Genomic DNA, 22154 nt, shown 5'->3' with positions numbered 1-22154 from the left:
CCCCACCCGACCTCCCAGATGATACTGCCGTTGGGAGGTCGGGTGGGGGAGCGGGCTGGTGCCGCCGTCGTCGGACGGATAACAAGCACGCATGGCAACTTTCCTGGATTTCGAAAAGCCGATCGCCGAATTGCAGGGGCGGATCGACGAACTGCGCGAGACGGCGGCCGACGGTGCGATCGACATCGACGCCGATGTCGCGCGGTTGCAGGCCAAGTCCGATGCGCTGCTCAAGACGACCTATGCCAAGCTGTCGCCGTGGCAGAAGACGCAGGTCGCGCGGCATCCCGACCGGCCGCACTTCAAGAACTACGTCGCCGGGTTGTTCGAGGAGTTCATGCCGTTGGCGGGCGACCGCGCTTTCGCCGACGATCAGGCGATCCTGGGCGGCTTCGCGACGTTTCGCGGTCGCCGTGTGATGGTGATCGGCCACGAAAAGGGCGACGACACCGCCAGCCGGCTCCGCCACAATTTCGGCATGGGCAAGCCGGAGGGGTATCGCAAGGCGATCCGGCTGATGGAACTGGCCGACCGCTTCGGCTTGCCGGTGCTGACGCTGGTCGACACGTCAGGCGCGTTCCCCGGCGTGCAGGCGGAGGAGCGCGGCCAGGCCGAGGCGATCGCGCGCTCGACCGAAGCGTGCCTGAAACTGAAAGTGCCGATGATCGCGGCAGTGGTCGGCGAGGGCGGCTCGGGCGGCGCGATCGCGCTGGCGGCGGGCAACCGCGTGCTGATGTTCGAGCACGCCGTCTATTCGGTGATCTCGCCCGAAGGCTCGGCCTCGATCCTGTGGCGCACCGCCGACAAGGCGTCCGAGGCGGCGGACGCGATGAAGATCACGGCGCAGGATTTGAAACGGCTGGGCGTGATCGACACGATCGTGAACGAGCCGCTGGGCGGCGCGCATCGCGATCCGGATGCGGCGATCTCCGCACTGGGCGACGCGATGGAAAGCTCGCTCGCCAGCCTGCACAATTTGTCGCCGGATCAGCTGAAGCGCGACCGTCGCGACAAGTTTCTGGAGATGGGGCGGATTTAGATTCGGCTCGCCTCACGGCGAGAACCGGTACCGTCTCATTTCAGCTGTGCTGGAATCGAAAAAGGCGGCGGAACCGAAGTCCCACCGCCTTCTTGGCCAAAAGGCGTAAAGCCTAGGTGGCCTTCATGTTCGACGACACGTTGTTAAACGTGGTCTGCAGCTTGTTGCCGAGGCCCTGCATCGCGGCGATCGCGGCGACGGCGATCAGCGCGGCGATCAGGCCGTACTCGATGGCGGTCGCGCCCTTCTTGTTGCCGACAAACTTGCGAATGGTCTTCATTTTCCGGTCTCCAGTGAGTTCGAACTTCAGTCACCCGGCTGGACCGGAAGATGCCCCCCGAACCAGCAGCCCGAATCATTAAGCCTCGCGGGTTGAGAAAGTCTTAAGGGCGGGATCCCTCGCCACGTCCCTTCGCCAAGCTACGGCGGATCGGTGCGCATCCGAAACGATCGCGGCGACAAGTCGCCCTAGCTGGCAGCTTGCACCTTGCTGGACACGTTGTTCCAGATGCCGGTGTTGGTATTGGCGAAGAATTGCAGCGCGCCGATCATCGCTATCACGATCAACGCGACGATCAGCCCGTATTCGATCGCAGTCGCGGCGCGACGACACGACCACAGGCGGCTAAGCATAGATTTCCATGGCATGGCTGCCACATCTCCCGATCCCGACTATCGGCGTACCTCGGGAGGATTAACGAAATGCCTATAAGGAAACGGGAATGTCGTTGCTGATCGTCGTCGCCGCTGCGTTGATCGATAACGCTGGCCGCGTTCTGGTCGCGCAGCGGCCGGTGGACAAGCAGCACGGCGGGTTGTGGGAGTTTCCCGGCGGCAAGGTCGAGCCGGGCGAAACGGCGACGGCTGCGCTGGCGCGCGAACTGGCGGAAGAGCTCGGCATCGCGATCGGGGCGGTCGAGCCGGTGGCTTTCGCCGAATCGGCAGGGGAGCGACCGATGGTGCTGTTGCTCTATCGCTGTACCGAATGGCGGGGCGAGGCCGTGGCGATCGAGGCGGCGGCGATTACGTGGGCGGCCATCGATGAGCTCGACGCTCTGCCGATGCCGCCGCTCGACCGTCAGCTACTCGCCGCGCTCGCGCTGGCCGAGAGCGGCCGATAACGACGCCGTCGCGCTGCCGCGTCGCGCCGGTTGCGGCTGGCCGGGGGCGGGGGCCCATCCGGTCAGGAAGATCAGGTCGAAGCGCTCGGCGACGCGGCCATCGGCATCGGCCTGGGCGGCAAACGCTTCGACCGCTCGCGCCAACGCGCCGCGGGTCAGTGCCGTCCGCCCGGTCAGCACGTTGTTCGCGCCCATCCCGCGCAGGTCGCCGATCAGCCGCAACAGATCGGGATAGCGCACCGTCAGCGTCTCGCTGTCGGCGACGGGCAGCGCGAAACCGGCGCGGACGAGCAGGTCGCCTGCCGCACGGACGTCGATCATCGGGTGGAACCGTGCCGCCGGCCGCTCCGCTTCCGCCGTGCGAAAGGCGCCGCGCGCGGTGGCGAGCGAGTTGCCGCCGACGAACGCACCGAGAAAGAGCCCATCCGGCCGCAACGCCCGGCGAAACTGAATCAGCGCGCCCGGCACGTCACCCACGCTGTCGAGCACGCCGGCCGACACGACCAGGTCGAAGCTGCCGGGTGCGAAGGGCAGGCGGTCCTCCTCCGCCTGCATCCCGCCGGTCTGCGCGGCGAACGCTTCACCCGCATCGACTCGCGTCACGCGAGCGCCCGGCGGTGCCACGAACGCGCCGTCGAACGCGCCGAGGTCGAGCACGTCGGCAAAGTCGCGCTTCACGCTCGCCAGCCGATCGGCGATGCCGTCGAGCATGGCGGCGCGCAGGAAGTCGTGCGCCGCATAATCGCGCGCGGCGCGGTCGCGCGCGCGGCGGCGGGCGTGGCGGTCGAAGATTTCGGGGGCATCCATCGCGGCGGCGCTTGTGCCGCCCTTGTCGTCGCGCGACAAGCGCCGGATGAGGTGGCGTCGGACGGGCGCGGCGGGATTGATCGCGGAGGCGCTCGCGCTGGCGTTGCCGTCGCGCTGTCCCGGCTGTGGCGCGGTGGTGCGCGGCGATCATCGCTTCTGCACGACGTGCTGGGGCTCGCTCGATTTCCTGGGCGAGCCGTGCTGCGCGAGTTGCGGCGTGCCGTTCGCGATCGATCGCGGGGCGGATGCACAGTGCGCCGCGTGCCTGACCAATCCGCCGCGCCATGCGGGCGTACGCGCGGCGGTCGCGTACGGCCCGGTCGCGAAGACGCTGGCGCTGCGGCTCAAATATGGCGGGCGACTGGCGTTCGCGACCACCGCGGCGCGACTGATGGCGCGGCATATCCCGGCGGATGCGGAGGTGTTGGTGCCGGTGCCGCTCCACCGCTGGCGACTGTGGACGCGCGGGTTCAATCAGGCGGTGCTGATCGCGCGGGCGCTGTCGGCGACGAGCGGCCTTGACTGCGATCCGCTGGTACTCCGCCGTCCGCGTCGCACCCCGCCGCTCCGCAACATGAACCCGCGTCAGCGCGCCGCCGCCGTTCGTGCGGCCTTCGCACTCGATCCGGCATGGGCCGCCGCCATCGCCGGCCGCCATGTCGTGCTGATCGACGACGTCTATACCAGCGGCGCAACCGCCGATGCCTGTACCCGCGCGTTGCTGAAAGGCGGCGCGGCCAGAGTCACGATCCTGTGCTGGGCACGGGTGGTCGGCGACGCCGCCGATTGACAAGCACCGGACCGCTCGCCACCTCTCGCACCATGGCAAAGGTCGAAATCTACACCAAGGCGTGGTGTCCGTACTGCACCCGCGCGATGAAGCTGCTCGCGTCGAAGGGCGTCGAGCCGATCGAATATGACGTGACCATGGGCGGCCCGAAAAAGGCCGAGATGGTCGAGCGGTCTGGCGGCCGCATGACGATGCCGCAGGTGTTCATCGACGGGAAGCACATCGGCGGGTCGGACGACCTGGCCGCGCTGGATGACCGCGGGGGGCTCGATCCGCTGCTGAGCGCGTGAGCGTGACGAAGCTCGCTGTCCTGCAGATGAAGAGCGGGATCGATCCCGCCGCCAACGCCGTCACGATCGTTCAGGCGGTTGCCGATGCCGCGGCGGCAGGCGCGGTGATGCTGTTCACGCCGGAAATGTCGGGGCTGGTCGATCGCGATCGCCAGCGTGCGGCCGCGCATGTCCGCGAAGAGTGTGACGATCCGGTACTGGCGGCGGTGCGCGCGGCGGCGGCCGAGCATCGCCTGTGGGTCCATCTCGGTTCGCTGATGATCCGAAGGGAGGACGGCAAGTTCGCCAATCGCGGGTTCGTGATCGACGATGCAGGCGCGATCCAGGCGCGATACGACAAGCTGCATTTGTTCGACGTCGACTTGCCGAATGGCGAAAGCTGGCGTGAGTCGGCGGCCTACACGGCGGGCGAGGCGGCGGTGGTGGTCGATACGCCCGCAGGCAGGCTCGGCCCGACGATTTGCTACGACCTGCGGTTTCCCGACCTCTACCGCGCGCTGACCGATGCCGGTGCGAGGATCCTGAGCGTGCCGGCCGCCTTCACGCGGCCGACCGGCGCGGCGCACTGGCACGTCCTCCTGCGAGCCCGCGCGATCGAGGGCGCGGCGTTCGTCGTCGCGGCGGCGCAGACCGGCGAGCATGCCGACGGTCGCACGACCTATGGCCATTCGCTGGTGGTCGATCCATGGGGCGAGGTGCTGCTCGATATGGGCGAGGCGGCGGGGCTGGGGTTCGCGACGATCGATCCGACGCGGCTGGCCGACATTCGCCAGCGCATCCCGGCGCTGCGGCACCGCCGGCCGATTCCGGACGTTGGGCAGGCGTGATCGTCTTCGACCTCAAATGCGGCAGCGGCCATGTGTTCGAGGTGTGGTTCGGCTCGTCGACCGATTATGACGATCAGCAGGCGCGCGGACTGGTCGAGTGCCCGCTGTGCGGCGACAAGCATATCGGAAAGGCGGTGATGGCGCCGGCGGTCGCGGCCAAGTCCAACCGCCAGGCCGAGGTCGCGCCGGCGGCGATGAAGGCGGCGATGGCCGCGCTGGCGGCGGCGCAGGCGAAGGCGCTGGAGGGCTCGCAATGGGTCGGCGGGACCTTCGCCACGCGAGCCCGCGCGATGCACGACGGCACAGAAGACCATGCGCCGATCCACGGCCAAGTGACGATCGCGGAGGCGAAGGCGCTGGCCGAAGACGGCGTGCCGGTCGCGCCGCTGCCGTTTCCGGTGGTTCCGCCCGACGCCTGCAATTGACCAGGTCCGGCGGCGTCGATACCTAGGCGCCCGCGTGGTCCCGTAGCTCAGCCGGATAGAGCGCCACTTTCCTAAAGTGGGCGTCGGGGGTTCGAGTCCCTCCGGGACCACCAACTTCCTCAGGACAGGCTCAGTCGTCGTTTAAGAACGATAGACTGCTGGCTCGATTAGTTAAATTTTCGGTGAACATGGTAATGCCTTGCTCGGTCGATTGCCACGTGTGAGGCTCCGTAAATGTTGTTCAGACGCCTTGTGGAACTCGCCTGTCGTAAGATTTCCTTTTGGCGCCGATTACCTGCGGAATTCGGCCGCCGACCAATAATGGCTTCGCCCGATGCTGCGCTACGTTGGCTGCGTGTTTCGGCCCGTGCGTTCGATGCCCATCTTCTCGACATTGGTCGAGATGTACGGCCTGACGACATCGTCTGGGACATCGGAGCAAATGTCGGCCTATTCTCTCTTATTGCTGCACATCAATCCCAGCAGCCGGTTTTGGCCATCGAGGCCGATAAGTGGCTGGCGGGATTGATCGAGCGCACCGCGCGCGCGAATGCAGACCGCCAACTGTCAATCGTGTCCGTCGCCATCGGCGCCCGACCCGGGGTCGGTGAATTCGCGGTCGCATCCCGCGGCCGTTCCGCGAACGGATTGATTAGCGGAGTTCTATCGACGCAGACGGGTGGCGCGCGTGAAGTTCGGGCTGTGCGGGTGGAAACACTTGATGGCCTGTTACGGAACCGGGCCGCACCAAGCTTGGTCAAAATCGATATTGAAGGTGGAGAATTGGACGCGTTACGTGGAGCGGACCGATTACTGCGCGAGGTTCGCCCCCGTATCATCGTCGAAATCGCTGCTGCTAATTTTGACCTTGTCCGTGAATTGCTCGCCGGGTATCGCTACACGTTGCGCAGGGTCGAGGGGGATAATTTCGAGGCCACGCACGAGATGGAGCCCGGGGGGGCGCAGGAATGTCGAACGGGCGAGCGAGGCCTAATAGTACCGTCGTGTTCTATCAACGAATACGCGACGCCGTTGCTGGCAAAAGCAGGCTAAACATCATGGATATAGGAGCCGGCGCGGGCTCCTTTTGGGAGCAAAGCCCTGAAATCCGACCGCTTCGTGATCTCCGCGATCTTGGGAAGGTTTGGGCTGTCGACGTCGACCCGGTCGTGCAAACCCATCCATGTTCAGATTATCAGGTCATTCTAGACGATGCGCGCTTGCCTTTCGACGATGATCTGTTCGACTTAATTGTAAGCGACGTGACGTTTGAGCATGTCGAATATCCTCAATCGTTCGCCGCTGAGTTGTCGCGCGTCCTGCGTCCAGGGGGTATCATTTTTGCGCGCACGCCGAATAAATGGGGCTACCCCGCGATGGCGGCACGCTTGATACCTCAAGCTTTTCACACCGCGGTGCTGCGTCGCGTCCAGCCTTGGCGCAAAGAGCATGACGTCTTTCCAGCGTTTTATCGCATGAACGATCGTCGAAGCTTAATGCGATGGTTTAGCGGTTTTGGCGTCGACGTTTTTTACGATCATGCTGAACCAGCTTATTCCATGGGTTCGGTTGTAATCGTCGGTTTACTCAAAATCCTGCATCGATTGCTTCCCGATGGATTGAGTACCAGTCTCCAGATTAGGGTTCAGAAACCGATGTGCGAGGTGCGGAAGACATAGAGGTCTTCCGATATAACCATTGGACGTATATCGCTTCGTGACTTCGCTTAACATAAACGGGGCAACCGCGATTTCTCACGGCCGCCCCGTCGCATAATAAGAAACGTTACGCCTTGACGTGCTTGGCGATGTGCTTGTTCATTTCGAACATCGTCACCTTGTCGGTGCCGAACACCTTCTTCAGCTTGTCGTCGGCCAGGATCTCGCGCTTGTTCTGCGGGTTCTGCAGATTGTTCTTCTTGATGTGGTCCCACACCTTGCTGATCACCTGGCTGCGCGGGAGCTTCTCACTGCCGACGACGGCGGCCAGCTCGGGCGAGGGGGTGACGGGGGCATGGATGCCGCCGGTCTTGGGTGCAGTTGCCATTGCATTCCTTCCTGTTCGTATCGGCCTTTGCGGCCGTGGACTCGTTACGCCTTGGTCAGCGCGCCCCTCTTGTGCGCTGCCTTTCCGCCATTGTCACTCCTTACGATGTATTGCGGATCATCTTTTGAGGCGCGGACCTGGTGGCCCTTGATCTTGGTGTCGCTGGTCTGCTTCTTCTCGACCGTGCCGTGGGCGGTGCCGCCGTGCGATTGCCAGGTCACGTCGTCGCCCTTCTTCAGATCGCTCATCGTCGCTCTCCTTCGTCCGGGCGTATCAGCGTTTGATTGCGCCGAAGGTTGCCCGCATAGCGCTTTCGGCACCACGAAGAGGGAGACGCCGATGTACAGCCATATGATGGTCGGATCGAACGACATCGATCGCAGCAAGCAATTCTACGACGCGACCTTCGCCGCGATGGGCGGCAAGCCAGGGGTGAAGGACGACAAGGGCCGGTTGATCTACGCGCACAACGGCAGCCTGTTCCTGGTGACCAAGCCGATCGACGGTGAGGCCGCGACGCACGGCAACGGCAGCACGATCGGCTTCGCGATGAGCCCCGAACAGGCCGATGCCTGGCACGAGGCCGGGATCGCGCACGGCGGCACCGCGATCGAGGATCCGCCGGGCGTGCGCAACGGCGCGACGATGACCCTGTATCTCGCCTATCTACGCGATCCGGACGGCAATAAATTGTGCGCGCTGCACCGCATGTCGGCGTGACGACGGACGCGGCGGTGACGGTGGCGGTCGAGACGCTGTCGGAGCAACGATGCTTCGGCGGCGTGCAGGGCGTCTATCGTCACGCCGCGGCCATGACGGGCACGCCGATGAATTTCGGCGTGTTCGTGCCGCCGGGGGAGGGGCCGTTTCCGGTCCTGTGGTTCCTTGCCGGGCTGACCTGCACCGAGCAGAATTTCATCACCAAAGCCGGCGCCCAGCGCGTCGCGGCGGAGCTCGGCGTGATGCTGATCGCGCCCGATACCAGCCCGCGCGGCGAGGGTGTGCCCGACGATCCCGCCTACGATTTCGGGCAGGGCGCGGGCTTCTATCTCGATGCGACCGAAGCGCCGTGGGCGGCGAATTTTCGGATGCGGTCGTATCTCGAAGACGAGTTGCCGGCGCTGATCGCCGCGTGGTTCCCGCAAGCGGATATGGCGCGGCAGGGTATCATGGGCCATTCGATGGGCGGCCACGGCGCGCTGACGATGGCACTACGCGATCCCGGCCGGTTCGCCAGCGTGTCGGTGTTCGCGCCGATCGTCGCGCCGATGCGCTGTCCGTGGGGCGAGAAGGCGCTGGGCGGGTATCTTGGGCCCGATCGAGCGATGTGGCGCGCGTACGACGCCTGCGCGCTGATCGAGGACGGCGCACGGGTGCGCAGCATTCTGGTCGATCAGGGCGACGCCGACGCCTTTTTGACCGAGCAGTTGAAGCCGGAATTGCTGGCCGACGCCTGCCGTGCGGCGGGGATCGACCTGACGCTGCGCATGCAGCCGGGATACGACCACGGCTATTATTTCATCGCCAGCTTCATCGCCGATCACCTCCGCTGGCACGCCGAGCGGCTGCGCTGACGAAAACCCCGGCGGTGAGGCCGGGGTTTGGTGAAGTCGATATTTTCGCGCCGCCGTCGGACGAGGTGGCTATGCGACCTCACCGCTCGACGCGGCGAGTCCCCGGCTAGCTCATGCTAGCCGAGGCCGCCCGCATCAGAACTTGAACCCAGCCGCGATGCCGTAGCGGCGCGGCTCCAGCGTAAACGCGTTGGTGAACAGACCCGACGACTGGTCGGTCACGTACAGGCCGGTGATCGCGTTGTTGTTGGTCAGGTTCTGGATGAACCCGCGAAGGTAGAACTTGTCGCTCGGCGCGTTCAGCTGGATCTGCGCGTTGACGACGGCATAGCCCTGAATCCGACTGATGTTGCCGTTGAACACGCTGCCGTAATAGCCGCCGGTATACGACAGGTCGACGCGCGGCGTCAGGTTCCAGTCGTCGAATTTGGCGACATATTGCACGCCGGCCGAGAACTTGGCGTGCGGCGACTGCGGCAACTCGTTGCCGCGGACATTCACCGCCACGCCCGATTGTAGAACGGTGACCGGCGACGCCGTCGCGGCCTGGAAGCCGGCGAGAATGGCGCAGACGCTGAAAGCGCCGGTCGTGTTCGTGCCGGGGATCGCGGTGGTACCCTGAAGTCCCGACCCGCCGCCGAAGCCCTGCGCCTTGAACACGCCGGCGTTGATGGCCGCGTTCGCGGCGTTGACGAAGCCGTTGGACACAGCAGCGCTGCCCGCATTCGAAACGACCGCGCAGTTCGAACCGTTGCTGATGTCCTTGATGATGACGGCGTCCGCGCGTCCGCCCGACGGATCCTGCGGATTGCCGAGGAACTTGTCCGTGGCGATCTTGGTGTGGAGATAGCTGGCGTTGAGGTTGATAGTCAGCGCCGGGATCGGCCGGATCACCGCTTCCGCTTCGAGGCCGTAAATGTCGGCGTCGACATTGTCGTTGACCGAGGTGCGCGCGACGATGCGGCTGAGCTGCAACGACTTGTACTGATAATAGAACGCCGTCAGGTTCAGCCGGAGCTGCCCGTCGAGGAAGGTGTTCTTCGACCCGACCTCGAACGCGTTCACCGTCTCGGGACCGAACGTGGTCGGCACGATCGCCAAGGTCGGCGAGATCGGCGGGTTGATGCCGCCGGACTTGTACCCGCGCGAGTACGAAGCATAGAGCAGGTTGCGCGAGGTGATCTGCCAGTCGAGCACGGCGCGACCGGTCAGGCGGCCGAAGCTGACATCGTTGATCGCCAGCGGCTGGTTGCCGTTCGCCGCATTCCCGTCGGCATCGAAGCATGCGAAGTTGGCAGCATTGTAGGCGTTGGCCGTGCCGATCGGAACCGGGCAGTTCGCGAAGGTCGTGCGCGCCTCGATATGCTTCGCGTCGTGGTTGTAGCGCAGGCCGGCGGTCAACTTCAGGTTGCTCGCGAGGTTCAGATAGGCTTCGCCGAACAGACCGTAGCTCTTGAGCCGATAATATTCGGAATCGTTGCGATAGAATGGCGTCGCCAGATACGACGGACTGCTGGTCGACAGCGAACCCAGGATACCCGACGCATAGTCCAGCGCGAACGAATTGACATAGTAGCTGTTGTCGCGGACGGTGTAGTTAAGATAACCCGCGCCCACCAGGAAGTTGAACGGACCGTCAAGCTTCGAGCTGAAGATGCCTTCCGCGAAGTACTGGCTTCCATAGGCCGTCGAGCGATCGAAATCGAGGCTGGTCGGCGCGCAGACCGCGTGGCCGCCATAGACGCCGGTGCCAGTCGGTTCGGCCAGCGACTGGCAGACGTTGCCGTTCGGGCCGTTGGGGATGAGCTTGGCCGCGACAGGGCCGAGGATGGCGGCGAGCCCGGCGCCACCGCCACCGGCGGCCAGGAAGGCTAGCGTATTCAACCCGGAGTTGCCGGCGAGCGAGCGTTCGATGCCGATATTGTAGTCGACCGACGAATCGGTGCCGCCCTCGGTATAGCCGCCGTCCAGCTTGAGGTTGAACTTGGGGCCGAAATCCTGGCTGAGGGTGGCGAGGATCTGCTTCTCATTCGTTTTGAAGGTCGGCAGCGAGTCGATGTTGACGGTGCGCAGACCCGGCGGGTTGGTGAAGCCCGAATAGACGTCGCCGTCCGTCGGATAGACGCTGCCCAGGGCCAGCGCGCCTGGAATGCCGCGAGCGATGAAGAACTCCTTCGACGTCAGCACCGCGGCCAGCGTCGAGTCGCCATTCACCTGCTCGTTCGCCAGACGGTCGGGCAGGCAGCCAAGTATGCCGGTCGGATCGCGATGGCAGAGTTGCTTCTGCACGCGCGAGCGGTCGTCATTCTCGTGGAAATAATGGCCGACAATGTCGAGCGTCGTGCTCGACGACGGCTGGAAGCGGATCGAGGCGCGGATGTCGTATTGGTTGCGGCCGTCGATATTGGTGTTCGTGAACAGGTTGTGGGTGAAGCCGTCGCGGTTGAGATAATAGCCCGCGATGCGCACGCCGAACACGTCGCCGAGCGGGATGTTGAGCATACCCTTGACGCGAATGCTCTTGTAATTGCCGTATTCGGCCTCGCCCGCGGCATGGATGCCGGTGAGGTCGGGCTTGGCAGTGATGAAGTTGATGACGCCGCCGGTCGCGTTGCGGCCGAACAGCGTGCCCTGCGGCCCGCGCAGGACTTCGATCCGCTCGACGTCGAAATATTCGTTCTGGAAGATCGGCGAGCCGATCACCGGCACGTCGTTGACGTGGATCGCGGTCGCCGCGTCGCAGGTCACGCCGACGCACAGGTCGCCGATGCCGCGGATGTTGAACGACGACGACGAGGTGAAGTTCGACTTGGTGAAGGTCACGTTGGGCAGCGACAGTTGCAGGTCGCTGGTCGTCTTGATCTGCTGCTGCGCCAGGTTGGCGGCGCTGAACGCCGACACCGCGATCGGCACCGATTGCAGCGTTTCCGACTGGCGCTGGGCGGTGATGACGATGTCGTCGGGTGTGCTCGTATCCTGCGGCGTGGTGGTGGCGGTGGTCGCCGGCGCATCCTGCGGGGCGGTCTGCGCCAGCGCTGGGGTCGCGGCCAGCATCGCGATGGCCGATGCAGCAAGCAGCTCGAACTTCTTCATGATGACATCCCCTCTGGACGACGCCCCGATCTTTTTGCCGGATGGCGCTGTGGATCATACCCAACATTCCAAACTTACGAGGCTTAAACTTGCGCCGTCAATGGGCTACACGTACCGAAAGTTGCAGGGACACGCTTCTGTTGCCGAAAGGGAACAGTGGTTACCCCTTTCCCGTGATGCGATCGGCCTTGCCGTAGCGTCACCCGATCCCGAGCGAAGGCGACCATCCGCGATGCACGATCACGACGACGACCTGAACGATGGCGACCTGGTAGCGTCGGCTCCCAAAATCCCCGTGCCGGCCGAGGTGGCGGAAGCGGTCAAGACATTGATTCGCTGGGCGGGAGACGATCCGGGGCGGGAGGGGTTGCTCGATACTCCGCTCCGCGTCGCGCGGGCGTGGAAGGAATATTGCGCGGGATACGACGACGATCCCGCGCGGCACCTGGCGCGGGTGTTCGAGGAAGTCGGCGGCTATGACGACATCGTGCTGCTGAAGGACATTCCGTTCCAGTCGCATTGCGAGCATCACATGGCGCCGATCATCGGCCACGCGCACATCGCGTACCTGCCCAAGGACCATGTCGTCGGCATCTCCAAGCTGGCGCGCGTGCTACACGGCTTCGCACGGCGGTTGCAGGTGCAGGAGCGTCTGACCGCCGAGGTCGCCGATTGCATCTGGAATCACTTGAAGCCGCAGGGCGTCGCGGTGGTGATCGAGGCGACGCACGCCTGTATGACCGCGCGCGGCGTGCGCACGCCCGGCGTCGGCATGGTGACCAGCCGGATGATGGGCGTGTTCCGCGACGACGATCGCAGCCGCCGCGAGGTGCTGGCGCTGATGGACATGCAGGGGCGCGCGTGAGTCGTACCGTTCTGGTCACGGGCGGCGGGCGTCGTCTCGGCGCGGCGATCGTGCGCGCGTTGGCGCAGGGCGGACATCGCGTCGTGATCCACCACCACCAGCCGCATGACGACGAAGCGGCGGCGCTGGCGCGCGAACTCGATCCGAGCGGGGAGCGCGTCGCGACGGTGGTCGGCGACCTGGCCGATCCCGCCGCGCCGCCGGTGATCCTGCGTGCGGCGCGCGAGGCGATGCGGGGACCGATCGACGGCCTCGTCAACAGCGCATCCTTGTTCGAGTTCGACCGCCCGCCTGCTTTCGACGCCACGCTGTTGGCGAAGCTCGCCCCCGTAAACCTCGCCGCTCCGGTCGCACTGGCCTGTGCGCTGGCACAGCAGGACGATCTGACCGACGGCGCCGTCGTCAACCTGCTCGATCAAAAGGTCGACAACCTCAATCCCGATTTCTTCAGCTACACGCTGACCAAGGTCGCGCTGGAGGGCGCGACGACGATGCTGGCGCAGGCGCTCGCCCCCCGGGTGCGCGTCAACGCGGTCGCCCCCGGCCTGACGCTGCCGAGCGGCGACCAGAGCGAGGCGGAGTTCGCCGCGGTCGCAAGCGAGAACCTGCTCCGCCGTCCGGTCGGCGCGGAGGTGATCGCGCAGGCCGTCACCTATCTGCTCGCGACCCCGGCTGTCACCGGGCAGACGCTGTTCGTCGATAATGGCCAGCGTTTCCTGAAGCGCGACGGCGACGTGATGTTCTCGACCCCCGGCCGCCGCGATGGCTGAGGCGGTCTACACGATCCGGCTCGACGCGCTCGAGGTGACGATGGGGCTGGGCATCCACGCGCACGAGCAGGCGCCGCAGCGCGTGCTGGTGTCGGTGGCGATGACCTGCGCCTATCCAGATATGCCGGCCGATCGGATCGAAGCGGTGGTCGATTACGACCGCGTGCGCGAGGGCATTCACGCGATCGCCGCCGCCGGGCACGTCATGCTGCAGGAAGTGCTGTGCGAGCGAATCGCGGTTCTGTGTCTCGCCGACCCGCGCGTCGTCGCGGTCACGGTCCGCTCGACCAAGCCCGACATCTATCCAGACGCCCAGATCGGGTGCGAGATCGTCCGTCGTCGCGATTGAGCGAACCTTGATCGAGCGCAAGGACTTGGCCGGACCGGCCTGATACCGTTCCCCTTCTGTCCTTCCGGGGGGAACATGCGACAGCTAGTCTATCGCAGCATCACGACGGCATCGAGTGGGCTAGCGGCCGACGATTGCGCGGCGATCGCGAAGGGCGCCTATGTCCGCAATGGTATCGACGGGATCAGCGGGCTGCTGTTCGCGGATGGCGACACCTTCGTCCAGGCGATCGAGGGTGAGGACGGCGCGGTCGAGGCGCTCGTCGCGCGGCTGAAAGTCGATCCGCGGCACGGCGAACTCGATGTGCTGATTGACCGCATCATCACCGTGCGCGATTTCGGCGGATGGTCGATGGCCTGCCGCGAGCGGGGAGAACATGCCGCCGACTTCGCCCAGCGCCTGCGCGGATTGCTGTCGGGCGTTTCACCCGACATTGCGCGGCATTTCGAGGTCTAGTCGCCGAACAGGCCATCGAACGGACTGTCGGGCAGGAACCACAGGATCGCGACCAGCGCCGCCGCACCGATCCCGAGCCACGGCGACACGAACGCCAACGGGATGCCGAGCAGGTAGATGATCGTCGCCGTCGCCCCCTTGCGGCTGGTCTGGCGGTGATAGGTGTCGGCATCGGTGCCAGTCGCCCCGGTCGCGCGGATCACTTGCTGCAACGGGTAATAGAACAACGCCGGGAGCAGCATCGTCGCGAGATAAACCAACGTCGCGTCGCGGCTGAAATGCTGGCCGCCGAGATAGGCGGTCGAGAAGGGCACGATGCTGAGCGCGAACAGCAGCCCGAGGTTGAGCCAGACCAGCGCGTTGGTCACCCGCTGCGCGTGGCTGAACAGACGATGATGGTTGACCCAATAGACGCCGACATAGGCGAAGCTGATGATGTAGGCGAGCGCGACCGGCCACAGCCGCAGCAGGTGATCCCAGCCGGGATCCTCCGGCGCCTTCAGTTCCAGCACCATGATCGTGATGATGATCGCGATCACGCCGTCGGAAAACGCCTCGACTCGCCCGATTTCGGGCCGGCCGTCGCGTCGTTCACTCATTCGCTTCCCCCTTCGTGCCCACGCTGCACCGACCAGGGCTTCGGCGTCAAACGTCCGTTCCCCGGCGCCGGGACGACGACTATTTCGCCAGCCACGGCATCAGCATACGGAGCTTCCTGCCCATCGCCTCGATTGGATGCGCCGCCGCCGCCGTGCGCGCCGCCGTCAGTTCGGGATAGCCCGCCGCGCTCTCGGCGACGAACTTCCGCGTGAAGTCGCCGGACTGGATGTCGGCCAGGATGCGCTTCATCTCGGCGCGAACCTCGGGCGTGATGATGCGCGGGCCCGCGGTGATGTCGCCATATTCGGCGGTGTTGGAAATCTTCGTCCGCATCTCGGCGATGCCGCGCGCGTAGAGCAGGTCGACGATCAGCTTCATCTCGTGCAGACATTCGAAATAGGCGAGCTCGGGCGCATAGCCCGCCTCGGTCAGCGTTTCGAACCCGGCGGTGATGAGGTGTGTGAGCCCGCCGCACAGCACCGCCTGTTCGCTGAACAGGTCGGTCTCGCATTCCTCGCGGAAGCTCGTCTCGAGAATCGCCGATCGCCCGCCGCCGATTGCCGCCGCGTAGGAGACGGCGAGCGGGAGCGCTCGTCCGGTCGCATCCTGCTCGACCGCGATCAGGCAGGGCATGCCGCCGCCTTTCACGAACTCGGCGCGCACGCCATGGCCTTGGCCCTTCGGCGCGATCATGACGACGTCGATGCCGGGCGGGGGGACGATCAGCTTGAAGTGGATCGCGAGGCCGTGCGCGAAGGCAAGGGCGCTGCCCGGGCGCAGGTGCGGTGCCACGTCGGCGTGCCAGATCGCCGCCTGGTGCTCGTCGGGCGCCATCATCATCACCAGGTCGGCCCAGGCGGCGGCGCCGGCATTGCGCATCGTCCTGAACCCGGCCGCCTCGGCCGCCGCGCCGGTCGGCGAGCCCTCGCGGCAGGCGACGACGATCTGTTCGACGCCGCTGTCGCGCAGGTTGAGCGCGTGGGCGTGTCCCTGGCTGCCATAGCCCAGGATCGCGACTTTCCGGCCGCGGATGATCGACAAGTCGGCGTCGGCGTCGAAGAAGGTGCGCATCAATCTGCTTTCAGGCGGGATTCGATCTGGGCGAGCAACTCGTCGGTAGCGGTCGCGTCGCTGCGCTGCCAGTCCGCGGGCGGCTGATTGCGGAACCAGGTATATTGCCGCTTGGCATATTGGCGGGTGGCGAGGCTGGCGCGCGTGATCGCTTCCTCGACGGTCAGCGTGCCGAGTGCGGCGGCGGCGAGTTCGGGCAGGCCGATCGCACGGCGGATCGGCGCGTCGAGCGGCACGTCCTCGCGCGCGATCAGGGCCGCGACCTCGGCCATGGCGCCGGCATCGACCATCGCGGCGAAGCGGCGGTCGATCCGCTCGTACAGCCAGTCGCGCGGCGGGAGCAGGATCAGCGCGGTCAGGGCGATGCGATCGCCGATGCCGCCGACCCGCTCGCGCCGCCATTCGGCGATCGAGCGGCCGGTCGATCGCACCACTTCGAGTGCGCGCGCGATGCGGGTCGTGTCGGCGGGATTGAGCAGGGCGGCCTGTGCCGGATCGGCCTCGCGCAATGCGGCATAGGCATCGCCGACCGCCATCGCGCGAACCTCGGCACGGATGGCAGGATCGATCGGTGGCACCGGCGCGATGCCGTCGATCAGCGTGCGGAGGTAGAGGCCGGTACCGCCGACCAGGATCGGCAGGCTGCCAGCGGCCACCGCCGCGTCGATCGTCCCCCGCGCTTCCGCTGCCCAGCGCGCCGCCGAATAACCGGTGTCGCCGCCATCGACGTGCCCGAACAGCCGGTGCGGTGCGCGGGCTTCCTCTTCGGCCGGCGGGCGCGCGGTGACGGTGCGGAGGTCGCGATAGACTTGCGCGCTGTCGGCATTGACGATCGTCCCGCCAGTCCGCTCGGCCAGCGCCAGTGCGAGCGCGGACTTGCCGCTCGCGGTCGGCCCTGCGATGAGCGCGACTTTGGGGAGGGAGGCTACCACCTCACCGTTCGCTTCGAGCGACGTCGAGAAGCAGTCGCTGCGACAACGTGTCTCGACTTCGCTCGACACGAACGGCAGGGGACGGTGCGAGGAGGAATGCGTTGTACATCGCCACCCTGATAGCCGCCGACTTGCCGCAGGGCGAGGTGTCCGCCACGCGTGATCGCCTCGATGCGGCGGGGTGCGTGCCGGTCGCGACCGACTGGCTCGAGCCCGGCGTGGCGTGCGACCTGACTTTCGCGCGCGATCCGGCCGCGGCGCGCGCGGCGCTGGAGGGGCAGGGGATCGACGTCGTCGTCCAACCCGCCGAACATCGCCGCAAGAAGCTGATCGTCGCCGACATGGATTCGACGATGATTACCGTCGAATGCATCGACGAGCTTGCCGACTATGCCGGGATCAAAGCGGAGGTCGCCGCCGTGACCGAGGCGGCGATGCGCGGCGAACTCGATTTCGAGCAGGCGCTCGATGCCCGCGTCGCGCTATTGAAGGGACTGGACGAAAGCGTCATCGACCGCTGCCTCGCCGAACGCGTGACGATCATGCCGGGCGCTAGGGCGCTGGTGCGGACGATGCGCGCACACGGTGTGACCGCGATCCTGGTATCGGGCGGCTTCACCCGGTTCGCCGAGCCGGTCGCGCGGGAGATCCGCTTCGACCGCGCGATCGCCAACGTGCTGGAGGTGGCCGACGGCAAGCTCACCGGCACCGTGACCAAGCCGATCGTCGATTCCGCGACCAAGCTGGCGACGCTGTCGGAGGCGATGCTGGAGTTCGGTCTGATGCGCGAGGAGACGCTGGCGGTCGGTGACGGCGCCAACGATCTGGCGATGATAACGCAGGCCGGCCTGGGCGTCGCCTATCACGCCAAGCCGATCGTCGCCCAGGCCGCCGGCGCACGGATCGACCATGGCGACCTGTCCGCGCTGCTCTATGCGCAAGGGTATAAGCGGAGCGAGTGGGTCCTCTGATCGTCGCCCCGGCGGAGGCCGGGGCCGCTGGCGGCTTTTGTTCCGCCCGATCGTCCAGCGCTCCCGGCCTTCGCCGGGATGACGGATTAGACTAAGGCGCCACCGGCACGCACGGGGTGCCCGTCCGCGCGACGCTCTGGCACAGGCGTTCGGCGTCCGCTTTCGACCGAACCGGGCCGGCTTGCAGCTTGGTCAGCGGGCCGACGTGGCGGAGATAGGGTTGGTAGCTTGCCATCGCGGGAAGTTGTGCGCGGAGGCGTTCCCACAAGGCGCGCGCGTTGCCCTCGTCCTTGAACGCGCCGAGCTGGACGCGCCAATTGCCGCCGGTCGCGACCGGCTGGGCGCGGGGCAGGGTGGCCTTGGCGACGACGGGTGCGGGTTTGGGCGGAGCGGCGTCCGCCACGACGACCGGCTTGGCCTTGCCCGGCCTGGGCGCCTTTGGCGGCGGCGGCGCGGGCGGGGCAGGGGGTGCGTAGATCGGACCGGTATCGGCCGAGGGCGGCACGTCGATCGTCGCGATGGTCGGCGCCCCGCTCGGTCGGCCGCGCCCGTGACCACGATCCGGCGCCGGGCGATAGATCGTCGGCGGGGGCATGTCGCCGCTCGCCAGTTCGCCGCCCAGCGCCGGTCGCGCCGCCTGCTCCTCGTACGTCCGCGCGAGTTGCAAGCCCTGGCGGCGCTGATCCTCGGGAATGAGCTTGTCCATGTCGGCGAGCGTCTGCGATCCTTGCGGCAACCCGGCCGCCGACGACCGCACCATCAGCGCATAGGCCCGCACCCAGTCGCGTTGGATCCCGTCGCCGTTGAACAGCATCGTGCCGAGCACCAGCTGCGCGCGCGGTTCGCCGCGAGCGACCGACTTCTCCAGCCACGGCACCGCCTCGGTGCGCTTGCCGTCCTGAAACAAGGCGAGCCCGTAATTGTCGATCGCCTGCGGATGCCCCTGCGCCGCCGCCTTGCGGTACCAGCCTTCCGCCATGGCGAGATCGACCGGCACGCCGCGGCCGAGCTTGTACGCCTGGCCCAGGTTGAACTGCGCGTCGGGATCGCCGGCGATCGCCGCCTTGCGCCATTCGGTGACCGCGCCGACATAATCGCCGCGGTTCCACGCATCGACCCCCGCCTTGGTATCGGCCAGCGCCGGCGCCCATGCCGTCGCCGCCAGTGACAGCGCGATCGCACCGATCAGCGTTCGTCCCATCATCCGCCCCTCGTCGTTCCTCGCCCGACCTATCGCGCGCGCTCGGGCGAAAGGCAAAGATTTCGTTGGGTAAGGCGGTGCCGGCCCGCTCCCCCGCGCGACCACCCAGATATTCCATCCTATGGGTGGTCGGACGGGGGAGCGGGCCGGCACCGCGATAAAGGAACCCAATCCAACCAATAACTTCGTCATTAACCTGTTCTTAGTGCCGCCCATGGCACCTCGCTCCCGACCAATAAGGGGAGTGTGGGGATCAATGCGCGTTCTCGCGATGGCATCGCAGAAGGGCGGATCGGGCAAGACGACGCTGTCGGGGCACCTTGCGGTGCAGGCACAGCTCGCCGGCGCCGGCCCCGTCGTGCTGATCGATATCGACCCGCAGGGGTCGCTGGCGGACTGGTGGAACGAGCGGCAGGACGAATATCCGGCGTTCGCCCAGACCACCGTCGCGCGGCTCGCCGCCGACCTCGAGGTGCTGCGCCAGCAGGGTTTCAAGATGGCGGTGATCGACACGCCGCCCGCGATCACCATGGCGATCTCCAGCGTCATCCAGGTCGCCGAGCTGATCGTCATCCCGACGCGGCCGAGCCCGCATGACCTGCGCGCAGTCGGCGCCACCGTCGATCTGTGCGAACGCGCCGGCAAGCCGCTGATCTTCGTCGTCAACGCGGCGACGCCCAAGGCCAAGATCACCAGCGAGGCCGCGGTCGCGCTGTCGCAGCACGGCACCGTTGCCCCGATCACCATCCACCATCGCACCGACTTCGCCGCCTCGATGATCGACGGCCGCACAGTGATGGAGGTCGATCCCAACGGTCGTTCGGCCGGCGAGGTTCGTGAGCTGTGGAGCTACATCGCCGATCGCCTCGAAAAGAATTTCCGCCGAACGGTGTTCGCGGCGCCGACTTCGGTGCCCTCGACCTTCGGCATGCAGCGGCCTGCGGCCGGCGGCGGCTTCGGCCGGCGCGTGATCGGCTGAGGGGGTGGCCATGAGCGAACCCAAGCCCTTCGCCTCGCTGTCGTCCGGCCTGCTCGCCCGCAAGGGCCAGGCGCGCCCGGCGATGCGCCCGCAGGCGTTCACTGGCGGCTATGCGTCGCTGGCCGGCAATCTCGACGATCTCGGCTGGAATGACATGGGCCATGCGCCCGAATATGCCGGCGACGTCCACCCGATCGAGCCGCAGACCGACATCGTGCCGCCGCCCGAAGGCGTGCCGCCGGTGCTCGCGCAGCGTCGCCAGCTCCATGAGGAACTGGCGGCACCGGTGATCGAAGAGCTCGCGGTCGCCGAAACGCCCGTGCCGGCGCCCGCCGTCGTCGCGATGCCGCGCCGCTCTGTCTCGGTCGCCACCGCCAAACGGCTGGCGCGCGAGACGCAGCACAAGAACAAGGCGGCGTTCACGCTCCGCCTCGATCAGGATCGCCACCTGCGGCTCCGTCTCGCCAGCGCGGTGAGCGGGCACTCGGCCCAGATGCTGGTGACCGAGGCGCTGGACGCGTTTCTGACATCCTTGCCCGAAGTCGACGACCTGGCACGCCAGGTTCCGGCGCGGGCGTCGCGGTAAGTTGGGGGGACTTTGCGATGAAGAACGGTTTGACCCTGGGGCTGTCGGCGCTGGCGCTATGTGCCGCCGGCGTCGCCTATGCCGGTAGCCGGACCGCCGCGCAGATTGAGCGCGAGGCGCGCGAGGATGCGGTGAAGGCAACCAAGGCGATCGCCAAGCGCGACGGCGCGGCGGCGGTGCAATATGCCGAGTATGCCGTGTCGCTGCAGCCACAGGACGCCGGATATCGCTCGTTGCTCGGCCAGGCGTATCTCGCCGCCGGGCGGTTCGCGTCGGCGAAGGCCGCGTTCACCGACTCGCTGACGCTGTCGCCGGGCGATCCGCGCGTCGCACTCAACCTGTCGCTGGCGCAGATCGCCGATGGTGACTGGTCCGGGGCGCGGGCGACGCTCGATCGCCACTCGGGCACGATCCCGGTTGCCGACCGCGGCCTCGCGATGGCGCTGGCGGGCGATCCCGCCGGTGCGGTCGACCTGCTGTTGCCGATCGCGCGCCAGCCGGGCGCCAATGCCAAGCTGCGCCAGAACCTCGCGCTCAGCCTGGCGCTGGCGGGTCGCTGGCAGGATGCGCGCCTCGTCGCGAGCATGGACCTGTCGCCGGCCGATCTCGACAAGCGGATCGAGCAATGGGCCGCCTTCGCGCGTCCGACGGGCCGCGCCGATCAGGTCGCCTCGCTGCTGGGCGTGAGCCCCGCGAGCGATCCCGGCCAGCCGGTCGCGCTCGCGCTGAACGCCGCGGTGCCGGTCGCTCCGGTCGCGGTCGCGTCCGCACCAGTCGAAACTGCACCGCCGGCCCCCGCGCCGGTCATCGTCGCCGCTCAGGCGCCCGCGTCGGTCGTGGCCGTCGCCGCGACGCCCCGCATCGTGTTCGGCCCGCGCGCCGAAGTCGTCCAGGCACTCCCCGGTCGCGTCGTCGCGACCCCTGGCAAGCTCGCCAAGCCGGTCGCAGCGCCGGTCAAGAACAACGTCGTCAAGACCGAGGCCGTCGCCACACCCACCCCGGGGGCAGTCAAGGTCAGCGTGAGGCCGGTGGTCGGGAAGGGCAATTTCTTCGTCCAGCTCGGCGCCTATGACAGCGTGGGCGTCGCCCGCGACGATTGGAGCCGCGCCTCACGCCGCTATTCCGCCTTTGCCGGCCAGACGCCGCAAGGCATGAACTTCACCGCCGGCGGCAAGAGCTTCTACCGCCTGTCGGTCGGCGGGTTCGACGAAGCGGGCGCCAAGCGCCTGTGCGCCGGATACCGCGCGCATGGCGGCAAGTGCTTCGTGCGCACCGGCGCCGGCGAGAAGTCGGCGGATTGGAGCAAGAAGTAAGCTTCGCCTTACTTACGTCGTCACCCCCGCGAAAGCGGAGACCCATCTC

28 protein-coding genes and 1 tRNA gene are annotated in these 22154 nt (G+C 66.7%); 19 read left to right on the top strand and 10 right to left on the bottom strand.

Annotation, left to right across the window (positions count from 1 at the left end; all coding sequences use genetic code 11):
- The first annotated feature begins 91 nt into the window (after positions 1-91).
- On the top strand, positions 92-1039 hold the full coding sequence (locus J0I47_RS05310; RefSeq protein WP_294045400.1) for an acetyl-CoA carboxylase carboxyltransferase subunit alpha: 948 nt from the start codon (positions 92-94) through the stop codon (positions 1037-1039).
- A gap of 112 nt (positions 1040-1151) precedes the next feature.
- Here the strand turns inward: J0I47_RS05310 and J0I47_RS05305 are convergent, their stop codons facing one another.
- Positions 1152-1319 (bottom strand): Flp family type IVb pilin, encoded by a 168-nt coding sequence (locus J0I47_RS05305; protein WP_294045398.1) that lies wholly within the window; start codon positions 1317-1319, stop codon positions 1152-1154.
- A 188-nt stretch (positions 1320-1507) separates the two neighbouring features.
- Positions 1508-1672, bottom strand: a complete 165-nt coding sequence (locus tag J0I47_RS05300) for a Flp family type IVb pilin (RefSeq protein WP_294045396.1) — start codon at positions 1670-1672, stop codon at positions 1508-1510.
- A gap of 89 nt (positions 1673-1761) precedes the next feature.
- On the opposite strand from J0I47_RS05300, the gene J0I47_RS05295 reads away from it, so the two are divergent.
- Positions 1762-2160 (top strand): (deoxy)nucleoside triphosphate pyrophosphohydrolase, encoded by a 399-nt coding sequence (locus tag J0I47_RS05295; RefSeq protein ID WP_294045394.1) that lies wholly within the window; start codon positions 1762-1764, stop codon positions 2158-2160.
- Here the strand turns inward: J0I47_RS05295 and J0I47_RS05290 are convergent.
- Positions 2122-2967, bottom strand: a complete 846-nt coding sequence (locus tag J0I47_RS05290; RefSeq protein WP_294045877.1) for a methyltransferase domain-containing protein — start codon at positions 2965-2967, stop codon at positions 2122-2124. The genes J0I47_RS05295 and J0I47_RS05290 overlap by 39 nt on opposite strands.
- Before the next feature lie 46 nt (positions 2968-3013).
- Here J0I47_RS05290 and J0I47_RS05285 point away from each other — a divergent pair, with 46 nt between their 5' ends.
- The 7 genes from J0I47_RS05285 to J0I47_RS05255 all read left to right on the top strand — a co-directional run bounded on the left by J0I47_RS05285 (position 3014) and on the right by J0I47_RS05255 (position 6978).
- Positions 3014-3757 (top strand): ComF family protein, encoded by a 744-nt coding sequence (locus J0I47_RS05285; protein WP_294045393.1) that lies wholly within the window; start codon positions 3014-3016, stop codon positions 3755-3757.
- A 32-nt stretch (positions 3758-3789) separates the two neighbouring features.
- Positions 3790-4047, top strand: a complete 258-nt coding sequence (gene grxC / locus J0I47_RS05280) for a glutaredoxin 3 (RefSeq protein ID WP_294045392.1) — start codon at positions 3790-3792, stop codon at positions 4045-4047.
- 26 nt (positions 4048-4073) lie between these two features.
- Positions 4074-4874 (top strand): carbon-nitrogen hydrolase family protein, encoded by an 801-nt coding sequence (locus J0I47_RS05275; protein ID WP_294045876.1) that lies wholly within the window; start codon positions 4074-4076, stop codon positions 4872-4874.
- On the top strand, positions 4871-5299 hold the full coding sequence (locus tag J0I47_RS05270; RefSeq protein ID WP_294045391.1) for a DUF1178 family protein: 429 nt from the start codon (positions 4871-4873) through the stop codon (positions 5297-5299). Before J0I47_RS05275 ends, J0I47_RS05270 begins: the two co-directional genes overlap by 4 nt.
- A 36-nt stretch (positions 5300-5335) precedes the next feature.
- Positions 5336-5412 (top strand) — tRNA-Arg (locus J0I47_RS05265).
- A gap of 121 nt (positions 5413-5533) precedes the next feature.
- Positions 5534-6352, top strand: a complete 819-nt coding sequence (locus tag J0I47_RS05260; protein WP_294045390.1) for an FkbM family methyltransferase — start codon at positions 5534-5536, stop codon at positions 6350-6352.
- Positions 6304-6978, top strand: a complete 675-nt coding sequence (locus J0I47_RS05255; protein ID WP_294045389.1) for a methyltransferase domain-containing protein — start codon at positions 6304-6306, stop codon at positions 6976-6978. The genes J0I47_RS05260 and J0I47_RS05255 overlap by 49 nt, the downstream gene beginning before the upstream one ends.
- 106 nt (positions 6979-7084) lie before the next feature.
- Here the strand turns inward: J0I47_RS05255 and J0I47_RS05250 are convergent, their stop codons facing one another.
- Both J0I47_RS05250 and J0I47_RS05245 read right to left on the bottom strand, forming a co-directional pair.
- Complete coding sequence (locus tag J0I47_RS05250) at positions 7085-7345, bottom strand: SWIB/MDM2 domain-containing protein (protein WP_294045387.1); 261 nt, start codon at positions 7343-7345, stop codon at positions 7085-7087.
- Between the two features lie 44 nt (positions 7346-7389).
- A complete protein-coding gene (locus tag J0I47_RS05245; protein ID WP_294045386.1) occupies positions 7390-7593 on the bottom strand; it encodes a DUF2945 domain-containing protein in 204 nt (67 codons plus the stop codon).
- A 91-nt stretch (positions 7594-7684) separates the two neighbouring features.
- On the opposite strand from J0I47_RS05245, the gene J0I47_RS05240 reads away from it, so the two are divergent.
- Both J0I47_RS05240 and fghA read left to right on the top strand, forming a co-directional pair.
- Positions 7685-8065, top strand: coding sequence for a VOC family protein (locus J0I47_RS05240; RefSeq protein WP_294045385.1), 381 nt, complete (start codon positions 7685-7687; stop codon positions 8063-8065).
- Between the two features lie 20 nt (positions 8066-8085).
- Positions 8086-8919, top strand: a complete 834-nt coding sequence (fghA, locus tag J0I47_RS05235) for an S-formylglutathione hydrolase (protein WP_294045874.1) — start codon at positions 8086-8088, stop codon at positions 8917-8919.
- A 135-nt stretch (positions 8920-9054) separates the two neighbouring features.
- On the opposite strand, the gene J0I47_RS05230 is transcribed toward fghA, so the two are convergent.
- Complete coding sequence (locus tag J0I47_RS05230; RefSeq protein ID WP_294045384.1) at positions 9055-12012, bottom strand: TonB-dependent receptor; 2958 nt, start codon at positions 12010-12012, stop codon at positions 9055-9057.
- 232 nt (positions 12013-12244) lie between these two features.
- On the opposite strand from J0I47_RS05230, the gene folE reads away from it, so the two are divergent.
- From folE to J0I47_RS05210, 4 genes are all read left to right on the top strand, one after another.
- Positions 12245-12877: a GTP cyclohydrolase I FolE gene (folE, locus tag J0I47_RS05225; RefSeq protein ID WP_294045383.1), complete on the top strand. Its 633-nt coding sequence runs from the start codon at positions 12245-12247 to the stop codon at positions 12875-12877.
- Positions 12874-13647 (top strand): SDR family NAD(P)-dependent oxidoreductase, encoded by a 774-nt coding sequence (locus J0I47_RS05220; protein ID WP_294045382.1) that lies wholly within the window; start codon positions 12874-12876, stop codon positions 13645-13647. The genes folE and J0I47_RS05220 overlap by 4 nt, the downstream gene beginning before the upstream one ends.
- Positions 13640-13996, top strand: a complete 357-nt coding sequence (locus J0I47_RS05215; protein WP_294045381.1) for a dihydroneopterin aldolase — start codon at positions 13640-13642, stop codon at positions 13994-13996. Before J0I47_RS05220 ends, J0I47_RS05215 begins: the two co-directional genes overlap by 8 nt.
- A 75-nt stretch (positions 13997-14071) precedes the next feature.
- Positions 14072-14452, top strand: coding sequence for a BLUF domain-containing protein (locus J0I47_RS05210; RefSeq protein ID WP_294045380.1), 381 nt, complete (start codon positions 14072-14074; stop codon positions 14450-14452).
- Here J0I47_RS05210 and J0I47_RS05205 read toward each other — a convergent pair.
- The 3 genes from J0I47_RS05205 to miaA form a co-directional block, all read right to left on the bottom strand.
- A complete protein-coding gene (locus tag J0I47_RS05205; RefSeq protein ID WP_294045379.1) occupies positions 14449-15051 on the bottom strand; it encodes a TMEM175 family protein in 603 nt (200 codons plus the stop codon). The genes J0I47_RS05210 and J0I47_RS05205 overlap by 4 nt on opposite strands.
- Before the next feature lie 79 nt (positions 15052-15130).
- A complete protein-coding gene (ilvC, locus tag J0I47_RS05200; protein WP_294045378.1) occupies positions 15131-16123 on the bottom strand; it encodes a ketol-acid reductoisomerase in 993 nt (330 codons plus the stop codon).
- Positions 16123-17055: a tRNA (adenosine(37)-N6)-dimethylallyltransferase MiaA gene (gene miaA / locus J0I47_RS05195; protein WP_294045377.1), complete on the bottom strand. Its 933-nt coding sequence runs from the start codon at positions 17053-17055 to the stop codon at positions 16123-16125. The genes ilvC and miaA overlap by 1 nt, the downstream gene beginning before the upstream one ends.
- 101 nt (positions 17056-17156) lie before the next feature.
- Between miaA and serB the strand changes: the two genes are divergently transcribed.
- Positions 17157-18026, top strand: coding sequence for a phosphoserine phosphatase SerB (serB, locus tag J0I47_RS05190; RefSeq protein WP_294045376.1), 870 nt, complete (start codon positions 17157-17159; stop codon positions 18024-18026).
- Positions 18027-18117: 91 nt separating this feature from the next.
- Here the strand turns inward: serB and J0I47_RS05185 are convergent, their stop codons facing one another.
- The gene (locus J0I47_RS05185; RefSeq protein ID WP_294045375.1) at positions 18118-19230 is read right to left on the bottom strand and encodes an SPOR domain-containing protein; all 1113 of its coding nucleotides are present in this window, start codon (positions 19228-19230) and stop codon (positions 18118-18120) included.
- A gap of 253 nt (positions 19231-19483) precedes the next feature.
- On the opposite strand from J0I47_RS05185, the gene J0I47_RS05180 reads away from it, so the two are divergent.
- Genes J0I47_RS05180 through J0I47_RS05170 form a run of 3 tightly spaced genes read left to right on the top strand, consistent with a single transcriptional unit; the run spans position 19484 to position 22105 of the window.
- Positions 19484-20206 (top strand): ParA family protein, encoded by a 723-nt coding sequence (locus J0I47_RS05180; RefSeq protein ID WP_294045374.1) that lies wholly within the window; start codon positions 19484-19486, stop codon positions 20204-20206.
- A 10-nt stretch (positions 20207-20216) separates the two neighbouring features.
- Positions 20217-20792 carry a hypothetical protein gene (locus J0I47_RS05175; RefSeq protein ID WP_294045373.1) on the top strand — a complete coding sequence of 192 codons (576 nt, stop codon included), beginning with the start codon at positions 20217-20219 and terminating at the stop codon, positions 20790-20792.
- A 17-nt stretch (positions 20793-20809) separates the two neighbouring features.
- On the top strand, positions 20810-22105 hold the full coding sequence (locus tag J0I47_RS05170; RefSeq protein WP_294045372.1) for an SPOR domain-containing protein: 1296 nt from the start codon (positions 20810-20812) through the stop codon (positions 22103-22105).
- Positions 22106-22154 lie beyond the last annotated feature (49 nt).

The organism is Sphingomonas sp. (genome assembly GCF_017304635.1).
Lineage (GTDB): Bacteria > Pseudomonadota > Alphaproteobacteria > Sphingomonadales > Sphingomonadaceae > Sphingomonas.
This window is presented reverse-complemented; position numbering and strand designations above follow the sequence as displayed.

Bases quoted from the DNA above. Each gene is read 5' to 3' on its own strand.
- J0I47_RS05245 (WP_294045386.1), bottom strand. From the start codon at position 7,593: ATGAGCGATCTGAAGAAGGGCGACGACGTGACCTGGCAATCGCACGGC.
- J0I47_RS05210 (WP_294045380.1), top strand. From the start codon at position 14,072: ATGCGACAGCTAGTCTATCGCAGCATCACGACGGCATCGAGTGGGCTA.
- J0I47_RS05260 (WP_294045390.1), top strand. From the start codon at position 5,534: ATGTTGTTCAGACGCCTTGTGGAACTCGCCTGTCGTAAGATTTCCTTT.
- J0I47_RS05275 (WP_294045876.1), top strand. From the start codon at position 4,074: ATGAAGAGCGGGATCGATCCCGCCGCCAACGCCGTCACGATCGTTCAG.
- ilvC (WP_294045378.1), bottom strand. From the start codon at position 16,123: ATGCGCACCTTCTTCGACGCCGACGCCGACTTGTCGATCATCCGCGGC.
- J0I47_RS05305 (WP_294045398.1), bottom strand. From the start codon at position 1,319: ATGAAGACCATTCGCAAGTTTGTCGGCAACAAGAAGGGCGCGACCGCC.
- J0I47_RS05175 (WP_294045373.1), top strand. From the start codon at position 20,217: ATGAGCGAACCCAAGCCCTTCGCCTCGCTGTCGTCCGGCCTGCTCGCC.
- J0I47_RS05170 (WP_294045372.1), top strand. From the start codon at position 20,810: ATGAAGAACGGTTTGACCCTGGGGCTGTCGGCGCTGGCGCTATGTGCC.
- J0I47_RS05185 (WP_294045375.1), bottom strand. From the start codon at position 19,230: ATGATGGGACGAACGCTGATCGGTGCGATCGCGCTGTCACTGGCGGCG.
- J0I47_RS05215 (WP_294045381.1), top strand. From the start codon at position 13,640: ATGGCTGAGGCGGTCTACACGATCCGGCTCGACGCGCTCGAGGTGACG.
- folE (WP_294045383.1), top strand. From the start codon at position 12,245: ATGCACGATCACGACGACGACCTGAACGATGGCGACCTGGTAGCGTCG.
- J0I47_RS05310 (WP_294045400.1), top strand. From the start codon at position 92: ATGGCAACTTTCCTGGATTTCGAAAAGCCGATCGCCGAATTGCAGGGG.
- J0I47_RS05290 (WP_294045877.1), bottom strand. From the start codon at position 2,967: ATGGATGCCCCCGAAATCTTCGACCGCCACGCCCGCCGCCGCGCGCGC.
- J0I47_RS05295 (WP_294045394.1), top strand. From the start codon at position 1,762: ATGTCGTTGCTGATCGTCGTCGCCGCTGCGTTGATCGATAACGCTGGC.
- J0I47_RS05230 (WP_294045384.1), bottom strand. From the start codon at position 12,012: ATGAAGAAGTTCGAGCTGCTTGCTGCATCGGCCATCGCGATGCTGGCC.
- J0I47_RS05250 (WP_294045387.1), bottom strand. From the start codon at position 7,345: ATGGCAACTGCACCCAAGACCGGCGGCATCCATGCCCCCGTCACCCCC.
- J0I47_RS05300 (WP_294045396.1), bottom strand. From the start codon at position 1,672: ATGCTTAGCCGCCTGTGGTCGTGTCGTCGCGCCGCGACTGCGATCGAA.
- J0I47_RS05240 (WP_294045385.1), top strand. From the start codon at position 7,685: ATGTACAGCCATATGATGGTCGGATCGAACGACATCGATCGCAGCAAG.
- J0I47_RS05285 (WP_294045393.1), top strand. From the start codon at position 3,014: ATGAGGTGGCGTCGGACGGGCGCGGCGGGATTGATCGCGGAGGCGCTC.
- grxC (WP_294045392.1), top strand. From the start codon at position 3,790: ATGGCAAAGGTCGAAATCTACACCAAGGCGTGGTGTCCGTACTGCACC.
- J0I47_RS05205 (WP_294045379.1), bottom strand. From the start codon at position 15,051: ATGAGTGAACGACGCGACGGCCGGCCCGAAATCGGGCGAGTCGAGGCG.
- J0I47_RS05180 (WP_294045374.1), top strand. From the start codon at position 19,484: ATGCGCGTTCTCGCGATGGCATCGCAGAAGGGCGGATCGGGCAAGACG.